This window comes from Brevundimonas sp. (assembly GCF_013912005.1).
Lineage (GTDB): Bacteria > Pseudomonadota > Alphaproteobacteria > Caulobacterales > Caulobacteraceae > Brevundimonas.
On the sequence record NZ_JACESB010000019.1, the window covers coordinates 38,145 to 47,950 of the forward strand.

At 71.0% G+C, this 9,806-nt stretch carries 10 protein-coding genes; 6 read left to right on the plus strand and 4 right to left on the minus strand.

Annotated features, from left to right (window positions below):
* Positions 1-14: 14 nt before the first annotated feature.
* Both H2038_RS11800 and H2038_RS11805 read right to left on the minus strand, forming a co-directional pair.
* Positions 15-470 (minus strand): GNAT family N-acetyltransferase, encoded by a 456-nt coding sequence (locus H2038_RS11800; protein WP_292113337.1) that lies wholly within the window; start codon positions 468-470, stop codon positions 15-17.
* Complete coding sequence (locus H2038_RS11805; RefSeq protein ID WP_292113341.1) at positions 470-1,675, minus strand: acetyl-CoA C-acetyltransferase; 1,206 nt, start codon at positions 1,673-1,675, stop codon at positions 470-472. The genes H2038_RS11800 and H2038_RS11805 overlap by 1 nt, the downstream gene beginning before the upstream one ends.
* 191 nt (positions 1,676-1,866) lie before the next feature.
* Between H2038_RS11805 and H2038_RS11810 the strand changes: the two genes are divergently transcribed.
* Positions 1,867-2,424, plus strand: coding sequence for a hemerythrin domain-containing protein (locus tag H2038_RS11810; protein WP_292113344.1), 558 nt, complete (start codon positions 1,867-1,869; stop codon positions 2,422-2,424).
* Positions 2,425-2,432: 8 nt separating this feature from the next.
* Positions 2,433-3,011 (plus strand): CAP domain-containing protein, encoded by a 579-nt coding sequence (locus H2038_RS11815; protein WP_292113347.1) that lies wholly within the window; start codon positions 2,433-2,435, stop codon positions 3,009-3,011.
* Between the two features lie 121 nt (positions 3,012-3,132).
* Here H2038_RS11815 and H2038_RS11820 read toward each other — a convergent pair whose 3' ends face one another.
* A complete protein-coding gene (locus H2038_RS11820; protein ID WP_292113350.1) occupies positions 3,133-4,086 on the minus strand; it encodes a KpsF/GutQ family sugar-phosphate isomerase in 954 nt (317 codons plus the stop codon).
* A 161-nt stretch (positions 4,087-4,247) separates the two neighbouring features.
* Between H2038_RS11820 and otsB the strand changes: the two genes are divergently transcribed.
* Genes otsB through H2038_RS11835 form a run of 3 tightly spaced genes read left to right on the plus strand, consistent with a single transcriptional unit; the run spans position 4,248 to position 8,297 of the window.
* Complete coding sequence (gene otsB, locus H2038_RS11825; protein ID WP_292113353.1) at positions 4,248-5,036, plus strand: trehalose-phosphatase; 789 nt, start codon at positions 4,248-4,250, stop codon at positions 5,034-5,036.
* Entirely contained in the window at positions 5,033-6,817 is a 1,785-nt protein-coding gene (locus tag H2038_RS11830) for a glycoside hydrolase family 15 protein (protein ID WP_292113356.1), read from the plus strand. The genes otsB and H2038_RS11830 overlap by 4 nt, the downstream gene beginning before the upstream one ends.
* A gap of 55 nt (positions 6,818-6,872) precedes the next feature.
* Positions 6,873-8,297, plus strand: coding sequence for a trehalose-6-phosphate synthase (locus H2038_RS11835; RefSeq protein WP_292113359.1), 1,425 nt, complete (start codon positions 6,873-6,875; stop codon positions 8,295-8,297).
* A gap of 3 nt (positions 8,298-8,300) precedes the next feature.
* On the opposite strand, the gene H2038_RS11840 is transcribed toward H2038_RS11835, so the two are convergent.
* Entirely contained in the window at positions 8,301-8,915 is a 615-nt protein-coding gene (locus H2038_RS11840; protein WP_292113362.1) for a glutathione S-transferase family protein, read from the minus strand.
* Between the two features lie 103 nt (positions 8,916-9,018).
* On the opposite strand from H2038_RS11840, the gene H2038_RS11845 reads away from it, so the two are divergent.
* A complete protein-coding gene (locus tag H2038_RS11845; RefSeq protein WP_292113365.1) occupies positions 9,019-9,789 on the plus strand; it encodes a YafY family protein in 771 nt (256 codons plus the stop codon).
* The last annotated feature ends 17 nt before the right edge of the window (positions 9,790-9,806 follow it).

A 9,806-nucleotide genomic window follows, 5' to 3' on the forward strand; every position in this document is an offset into this window, starting at 1 on the left:
CGGAATCCTCGGCTCTAGCTGAGGCGGAGCGACATTTCGGACGTCGCCTGCCAGTTCATGGTTTCGTAGATCGGCCGCGCCTGGGCCGTCGGGTGAAGGATCAGGTAGTGCACGCCGCGCGCCCGGGCCTCGGCCTCGACCCGGTCCATCAGCCGGGCGGCGTGGCCCCGTCTGCGGTGGTCCGGCTCGACGAACAGGTTCAGCACGTAGCCGCGCCGGTCGCAGTCGGGGTGCTCCGGATGCGGCGGCCAGTCGATGAACATCAGGCCCACGCTGGCGACCGCCTGCCCGTCGTGCTCGGCCACCCAGCCGCCGTACTCCCCGCTGCGAAGGCGGGACGCCAGCCACGGCCGGAAGGCCTCGGTCATCCGCTCGAGCGTCGCCCCGTCGCGGCCCGCCGCCTCGAACATCCGCCGACGATGGTCGCAGACGAGTTCGAGGTCGCCGAAGCTGACGGGGCGAAGCGTCATCAGACGCGCTCGATGACCGTCGCGGTGCCCATGCCGCCGCCGATGCACAGGGTGACCAGGGCGGTCTCCTTGTCCGAGCGCTCCAGCTCGTCCAGCACCACGCTGGTGATCATCGCCCCGGTGGCGCCCAGCGGGTGGCCCATGGCGATGGCGCCGCCGCAGACGTTGATCTTGTCGTGCGGGATGTCGAGCGCCTGCATGTAGCGCAGCACCACGGCGGCGAAGGCCTCGTTCAGCTCCCACAGGTCGATGTCGGCGGTGGTCATGCCCAGCTTGCCGAGCAGCTTCTGCGTCACGAACTCGGGCCCGGTCAGCATGATCGACGGCTCCGAGCCGATCGAGGCGGCGCCGCGGATCTTCGCGCGGGGCTTGAGGCCGAGCGCCTGGCCGGCCTCAAGCGATCCGATCAGCACCCCGGCCGAACCGTCAACGATGCCGGAGGAGTTGCCCGGCGTGTGGACGTGGTTGACCCGCTCCACCTCGGGGTAGCGCTGGTTGATCACGCTGTCGAAGGCCATCTCGCCCATCATGGCGAAGGACGGGTTCAGCGCGCCCAGCGTCTGCATGTCGGTGTTGGGGCGGATGGTCTCGTCGCGGTCCAGCTGGACGAGGCCGAGCTGGTTCTTCACCGGCACCACCGACTTCGCGAAGCGGCCCTCTTCCCAGCTGCGCGCCGCGCGCTTGTGGCTCTCAACGGAATAGGCGTCGACGTCGTCGCGGCTGAAGCCCCACTTCGAGGCGATCATGTCGGCCGAGACGCCCTGCGGCACGAAATAGGTCGAAAAGGCCGAGGACGGATCCACCGGCCAGGCGCCGCCGTCGGAGCCCATCGGCACCCGGCTCATGGCCTCGACCCCGCCGCCCACGGCGAAGTCGGCCTCGCCGGCCTTCACCTTGGCCGCGGCCATGTTCACCGCCTCGAGGCCCGAGGCGCAGAAGCGGTTGATCTGGACGCCGGCGGTGGTCTGGGCCCAGCCGGCGTTGAGCACGGCGGTACGGGCGATGTCGGCGCCCTGCTCGCCCACCGGCGAGACGCAGCCGAGGATGACGTCGTCCACCTTCGAGGTGTCCAGCCCGTTGCGGTCGCGCAGGGCCTCCAGCACCTGGGTGGCGAGGCTCAGCGCGGTGATCTCGTGCAGCGAGCCGTCCTTCTTGCCCTTGCCGCGCGGGGTGCGGACCGCATCGTAGATGTAGGCGTCGGCCATGGAGTGCTCCTTGGGCTTCGAAGGGAGGGTGCGGTTTCGAAACGCGCCTGTCAGAAACCCTACGTTTACGTCAACGTCAAGTAACAAGGGGCGGCGCAGCTTCACCGCGAACGACTCTCAGCTTCGCCGTCGGGCGGAACGGCCGGCCGTCTTGCGCCTTCTGTCGCCGAACCAACCCATGGAGGCGCCGGATGGCCCAGAACTACGAAGATATGGACGCCATCGCCATGCTGAAGGCGGACCACCGGGAGGTGGAGCAACTGTTCGAAAAGTTCGAGAACACCAACGGCAAGGCCACCAAGCAGAAGCTGGCCGAGCAGATCTGCCTCGAGCTGAAGGTGCACACCGTGATCGAGGAGGAGATCTTCTACCCCGCCTGCCGCGGCAAGATCGAGGACGACCTCGTCGACGAGGCCTATGTCGAGCACGACGCCGCCAAGCTGCTGATCAACGACATCGAGGCGGGCGGTCCCGACGAGGCCTTCTACGACGCCAAGGTCAAGGTGCTGTCGGAGATGATCGAGCACCACGTCGAGGAGGAGGAGAAGCGCTCCGAAGGCATGTTCAGCCAGGCGCGCGCCGCCGGCCTCGACATGGATGCCCTGGCCGACCAGATGCGGGCCCGCAAGCGCACCGCGACCGAGGAGTTCCAGGCCGGCAAGCCGGCGGAGACGCGCACGCTCGAGGGCGACGACGTCGAAAGCGCCCGGGCCGACGCGCCGTTCGGCGACGGGGCCCAGGTCCGCTGAGGCGCGCAATGCGTCCCGCCCGCGCGGCGGCCGCTGCCCTGCTGCTCGGGGGCGCCGCCGCCTGCGCCGATCCCGGGCTGCTGGTGGTTCCGCCGCCGCAGCGGCCGCGGGTGGTGCAGCCGATCGCCCCGCCGCGCACGACCGCCCCGTCCAGCGAGGTCGAGCGTCGGCTGCTCGAGGCGCACAACGCCGAAAGGGCGCGGGTCGGCGTCCCGCCGCTGCGCTGGGCCGACTCCCTTGAGGCGGAGGCCCGGGTGTGGGCGCGCGAGCTGATCGGCGGCGACACCTTCGCCCACGATCCGGCGCCGCACGGCCACGGCGAAAACCTGTGGACCGGCTGGGGCGGCCGGGTCTGGACGCCCGAGGAGATGGTGGGGGAGTGGGCGGCCGAGCGCGCCGACTACCGGCACGGCCCGTTCCCGAACGTCAGCCGGACGGGAAACTGGGCCGAGGTGGCGCACTACACCCAGCTGGTTTGGCGCGACACCACCCACGTCGGCTGCGCCGTCGAGACCCGCGGCGACCGCTCGGTGCTGGCCTGCCGCTACGCGCCGCCGGGCAATATCGACGGGCGGACGGCGTACTGAAGAGGGGGTGTCGGGCGTGGGGTGTGGGGTCTACGCGGGACGTGCCCGGCGCCCCTGGAGCTCTCCACACCCAAGACCCTAAACCCTAAACCCTAAACCCTACACCCTACGCCCCACCCCCTCAGCTCACGTACCCCGCCTGCATCAGCTCGGCGATGTGGATGATCGCGACCGGCCGCTCGTCCTCGAGGACCAGCAGGGTGGCGATCTTGTTCTGGGTCATCAGGTCGATGGCGTCGCTCATGCGGGCATCGGGGGCGACGACCTTGGGGCGCGGGCTCATGATGTCGGCGGCGGTCAGGCCGGCGGCGTTCTCGCGGCCGAAGGCGCGGCGCACGTCGCCGTCGGTGACGATGCCGGCCAGCCGGCCGTCCGGGCCGACCACGGCCGTGGCCCCCTTGCGGCCCTCGGTGATGGCGGACACGACCTCGGCGAAGGTCGCGGTGGTCGGCACGAGCGCCGGGGCCGGCGGCCGGTCGCCCATCCAGTCGCGCACGCTCTGCAGACTCATGCCCAGCTTGCCGCCGGGGTGATGCAGGCCGAAGTCCTCGGCGGTGAACCCGCGGCGGTCCATCAGCACCATGGCCAGGGCGTCGCCCATCGCCAGCGTCATCAGGGTCGAGGTGGTGGGGGCGAGGCCGTTGGGGCAGGCCTCCGCCACCTGCGGCAGGGTCAGGCAGACCGCGGACGAGCGTCCGAGGAAGCTGTTCGGCCGCTGGGTGATCCCGATCACCGGGATGCCCTCCCGCTGGCAGTAGATCAGCGGATCGCGCAGCTCGCGACTCTCGCCGGAGTTGGAGATCGCCAGCAGGGTCACGTCCTTGCGCAGCATGCCCAGGTCGCCGTGGCTCATCTCCGCCGGATGCACGAAGAAGGCGTTGGTGCCGGTGGAGGCGAGGGTGGCGGCGATCTTGCCGCCGATGTGGCCCGACTTGCCCATGCCCGTGACGACGACGTAGCCGGGCCGCGACAGAATGGTCTCGACGGCCCGCACCAGGTCGTCTCCGAGCCCCGCCTCGAGCGCCTGCAGGGCGGCGACGTTCAGGCGCACGACCTCGCGCGCGCGGTCGATCATGGCGGACGGTTCGGCGGGGAGGGGGCCAGCATCGGTCATCCCCGGGAATTGGCCTATCCACCGCGCTTGCACAATCCGGCCGCGTCTCGCCGGTCCCGGGTCGTCATGAAAAAAGCGAAGCTTGGGTCAACCCTCCGCCGGGTTGCGCGTTAGGGACAGCCATGGGGACGTCACAACCAGACACCGGCGCCGCGATCGCGGCTGTCGAAACTTCACCGCACCTGCCGCCGCCGCCTGTCCGACTCCGTCAGCCGGCGCTGTTCCTCGACCTCGACGGCGTGCTGGCGCCGCTCGCCGAGACCCCGGACGCCGTGGTTCCGCTGCCGCGCCGCACCCGGGTCCTGCGCGAGGCCGCCCGCCGCTTCGAGGGCCGGGTGGCGATCGTCAGCGGCCGCACCCTCGCCGAGATCGACCGGATTTCTGACGCCGCGCTGGACGCCGCCTCGGGCGTGCACGGCCTCGAGCGTCGCCGGGCCGACGGGTCGCTCCACCGGATCGAACCGGCCGCCGGCGTGCGCCGGGCGGTGGAGGCGTTCGAGGCCTTCGCCCGCGCCACGCCCGGCGTCATCGTCGAGGACAAGATGGTCTCCGCCGGCCTGCACTTCCGTCAGGCGAAGGCCGCCGGCGACGAGGCGATGGACCTGGCCCGAAGGCTCGCCGAGGAAACGGGGCTGGTCATGCAGCCCGGCAACCTGGTCGTCGAGCTGAAGACGCCCGGAACGGACAAGGGGACGGCCGTCGCCGCCTTCATGGAGGAGCCGCCCTTCGCCGGAGCCCGGCCGGTGATGCTGGGCGACGACCTGACGGACGAACACGGCTTCCGCGCCGCCGAGATCCTGGGCGGCTTCGGCGTGCTCGTCGGCCCGCCGCGCGAGACGGCGGCGCGCTACGCCCTGCCGGACGTCGACGCGGTGCTGGACTGGCTCGAGCGCCTGCAGGAGGCGGCATGACCCCGGATCTCGACCTCGCGCCCGTCGGCAACTGCTCGATCAGCGCCCTGATCGACCGGCGCGGCCGCTACGTCTGGGCCTGCGCCCCGCGGGTGGACGGCGATCCCGTCTTCTCCGCCCTGATGGACGGAAGCGACCCCGGGCACGGCTTCTGGGACGTCGAACTGGAGGGGGTCAAGCACGTCAGCCAGGCCTACATCCGCAACACGCCCGTGCTGCGCACCGTGCTGACCGCCGAGGACGGCGCGGCGGTCGAGATCATCGACTTCGCCCCGCGCCATCCGAAGCACAGCCGGACCTACCGGCCGCTGGCCTTCGGACGCGTGGTCCGGCCGCTCGAGGGGGCGCCGCGCATCCGCGTGCGGCTGCGGCCCTCGGCGGACTGGGGGGCGCGTCCGGCGGAGCGGACCAGCGGCTCCAACCACATCCGCTATCTGTGCACCGACGTCACCATGCGGCTGACTACCGACTGCCCGGTCTCGCATGTGATGAACGAGCGCACCTTCCGGCTCGAGCGGCCGTACGCCTTCTTCCTCGGTCCGGACGAAGGCTACGACCAGGACGTCGGCCCCGGAGTGCAGGCGGCGCTCGACCGCACCATCGCCTACTGGCAGGACTGGGTGCGCAAGCTCTACCTGCCGCTCGACTGGCAGGAGGCGGTGATCCGCGCCGCCATCACCCTGAAGCTGTGCGCCTACGAGGAGACGGGGGCGATCGTCGCCGCCCTGACCACCTCCGTGCCGGAATTCCCGGAGAGCGGCCGCAACTGGGACTACCGCTACTGCTGGATTCGCGACGCCTACTATGTGGTGCGGGCGCTGAACCGCCTGGGCGCGGTCGACATCCTCGAGAACTATCTCGGCTACCTGCGCAATCTCGTCGACGACTCCGGCGGCGGCCACGTCCAGCCGGTGTACGGCGTCGGGCTGGAGCCGGGCATCGGCGAACGGATCATCGACACCGTCGAGGGCTACCGCGGCATGAAGCCGGTGCGCATCGGCAACCAGGCCCACGAGCACCTGCAGCACGACGTCTACGGCCAGATCGTCCTGCCGCTGGTGCAGGCCTTCTACGACCACCGGCTGATCCGCCCCGCCACCATCGACGACTTCTATGCGCTGGAGAAGGTCGGGGAACGGGCCTTCGCCATGCATGACCAGCCCGACGCCGGCCTGTGGGAGTTCCGCACCATCGCCCGGGTTCACACCTATTCCTCGGTGATGTGCTGGGCCGCCTGCGACCGCCTCGCCAAGGCGGCGACCCACCTCGGCCTCGCCAGCCGGGCGGAGGTCTGGGCCGACCGGGCGCGCGCCATCCGCGAACGCATCGAGGCCGAGGCCTACCTCCCCGACGAGGGCCGCTTCGCCGCCAGCTACGGCAATCGCGAGCTGGACGCCTCGCTGCTGCAGCTGACGGATCTGGGCTTCCTCGATCCGCTGGACCCCCGCCAGGTCGGCACCTTCGAGGCCATCGAGCGCGAGCTGAAGAAGGGCCCCTACCTGTTCCGCTACGTCGAGCCGGACGACTTCGGGGAGCCGGAGACGGCCTTCAACTTCTGCACCTTCTGGTTCATCGAGGCGCTGCACCTGAACGGCCGCACCGAGGAGGCGCGGGCGATCTTCGAGGAGATGCTGAGCCGCCGGACCCACGCCGGCCTGCTCAGCGAGGACATTTCGCTGGGGGACAACGAGCTGTGGGGCAACTACCCGCAGACCTACTCGCTGGTCGGCATCATCAACTGCGCCGTGCTGCTCAGCCGGTCATGGACGAACGTGCGATGATCGCGCTCACGAAATCGCGCTGGGCCCGAACGCCGTCCGCAACGGTTTACACGCCATGAGCCGCCTGATCGTCGTCTCCAACCGCGTGTCCGCGCCGAAGGATCCGGCCGCCGGCTCGGCCGGCGGACTGGCCATGGCGCTGTCGGCGGCGCTGCGGAAATACGACGGCCTGTGGTTCGGCTGGTCGGGCGAGACGGTCGAGACCTTCGTCCCCGAGGCCAAGATCGAGGACCGGGCGGGGGTCACCGTCGCCCTGGTCGACCTCGAGGCCCAGGACGTCGAGGAGTACTACAACGGCTACGCCAACAAGACCCTGTGGCCGCTGTTCCACCACCGCATCGACCTGACCGAGTACGAGCGGTCCTATGGCGAGGGGTACGAGCGCACCAACGCCCGCTTCGCCGAGGTGCTGGCCCCGCTGATCCAGCCCGACGACATCGTCTGGATCCATGACTACCACATGATCCCGCTGGCCCGGGACCTGAGGCGGCTGGGCGTCCGCAACCGGATCGGCTTCTTCCTGCACACGCCGTGGCCGGCCCGGCAGCTGCTGGTGACGCTGCCGTATCACCGGCGCCTGGTCGAATCGATGTTCGACTACGATCTGCTCGGCTTCCACACGCGCGAGTGGCTGGACCTGTTCCGCGACTATGTGGCCTCGGAGCCGAGCGTGAACGGCCGTCTGCTGCCCAACGACGGGCTGGAGGCGTTCGGGCGCACCGTGCAGACCGGCGTCTTCCCGATCGGCATCGACGTCGACGGCTTCCTCGCCGCGCGCAACTCCACCCTCGGCGCGCGCACCTACGACCGGATGGCGGCCTCGGCCGCCTTCCGGTCGATGATCGTCGGCGTCGACCGTCTCGACTACTCCAAGGGCCTGGAGCAGCGCATGCTCGGCTACGAGCAGTTCCTCGCCGACAATCCGGACATGCGCGGCGAGGTCTTCCTGCTGCAGGTGACGCCGATCAGCCGCGACGACGTCGACGCCTACCAGGACATCCGGGCGCGGCTGGACGCCCTCGCGGGTCGGATCAACGGCGCCTTCGCCGACATGGACTGGCAGCCGATCCGCTACCTGAACCGCACCTACCGCCGCGACCAGCTGGCCGGCATCTACCGGGCGGCCCGGGTCGGACTGGTGACGCCGCTGCGCGACGGCATGAACCTGGTGGCGAAGGAGTATGTCGCCGCCCAGAACCCCGACGATCCGGGCGTGCTCATCCTGTCCCGCTTCGCGGGCGCCGCCGAGCAGATGGGCGAGGCCCTGCTGGTGAACCCGTTCAGCCGCGAGGAGCTGTCGGACGCCATCAAGCGGGCCCTCACCATGCCGCTGGAGGAGCGCAAGCGGAAATGGGCGTCCCTGATGCAGGTGGTGCGCGACAGCGATGTCGGGCTGTGGCGGGACGAGTTCGTCGCCTGCCTGCGCGCCGCGGAGCGCCCCGGCGATGGCGACGGCGCCGCCGCCGCCCACGCCGCCTGAACCTCACGCCACTTCCGCCAGCGGCGGCGCGGCCCCGTCCTTCGCCGCCGCCCGCAGGCTCGCCGGCCGGGCGGAGATGCGGGCCAGCCAGTCGTCCATGGCCCGGCTCTCGGGTCCGTACTCGCGGGCCCACAGCATCGCCGAACCGACCATCACGTCCACCGCGGTGAACCGGTGGCCCATCAGGTAGGGCCCGTGCTCCAGCGCGCCCAGCAGGCGGGCGTTGACCGCCTCGTACCGGGCCCGGGCGACCGGATCGGCCTCGGTCTCGCCGCGGATCCGGCTCCAGTAGGCCGGCTCCATCTCCCCCGCCGTCCACGCCAGCCAGGTGAGGTAGGCGGCCCGCTCCGGGGAGCCGACGGGAGCCCCCAGCCCCGCCGCCGGAAACAGGTCGGTCAGGTACAGGGCGATCGCCGCCGACTCCGTGACCAGCGCGGCGTCGTGCAGCAGGGCGGGGACCTTGCCGTCCGGATGAGGATTGGCCGGATCGCGACGGCCGGTGCGCGAAACGGCGCGGAAGATCTCCACATAGTCGATCTCGTACGGCGCGCCGGTCTCCTCGAGCAGCCAGACGATCCGTCCGGACCGCGACTGCGGGGCGTGAAACAGGGTCAGCATCATCTTTCCTCCGGCTCCCGGCGGCCCCTCGCCGCCGGCCGGGGTTGACTACTGACAGCCTGCTGACAGCATGCTGTCAGCAACCGTGCGCAAGGGTGGCGGCATGAGACGCGCGGACCGGCTTTTCCAGATCATCCAGGTGCTGCGACGCGCCTCCCGTCCGGTGACGGCGGAGGCGATCGCCCTCGAACTGGAAACCTCGAAGCGCTCCATCTACCGGGACATCGCCACCCTGATCGGGCAGCGGGTGCCGATCCGCGGCGAGGCCGGCGTCGGCTATGTGCTGGAGGGCGGCTTCGACATGCCGCCGCTGATGCTGACCTCGGACGAGGTCGAGGCGGCGGTGCTCGGGGCGCAGTGGGTGGCGGGGCGGGGCGATCCCGCCCTCGCGCGGGCCGCCCGCGACCTGATCGCCAAGATCGCGGCGACCGTGCCCGAGCGGCTGCGTCCGGTCCTGCTCGAACCCGCCGTGGCGAGTCCGCCCGTCTGGGACGACCACAGGCCCGAAATCCTGGACATGGCGCGGGTGCGCGGGTGGATCCACGCGGGCCGCAAGCTGGAGCTTCTCTACCGCGACGAACAGGAGCGGGAGTCGCGGCGGGTCGTCTGGCCCTTCCTCGTGGGCTATCGCGAGACCACCCGCCTGCTGGTCGGGTGGTGCGAGATGCGCGAGGACTTCCGGACCTTCCGCACCGATCGGGTGGTGGAAGCCGGGTTTCTCGACGCGCGCTATCCGGTCCGTCCGGCGGCGCTGCGCGCCCGGTGGGCCGCGAAGATGGAGGCGGAGCGCGCCGCCTGGGTCGCCGCCGGGCGTCCGCCGCCGCCGGAGCGGGAGCGCGCCCGCGAAGGCTGCCCCCCCGTCCGCCCCCGCTAGTAGATCTCGAACAGCCC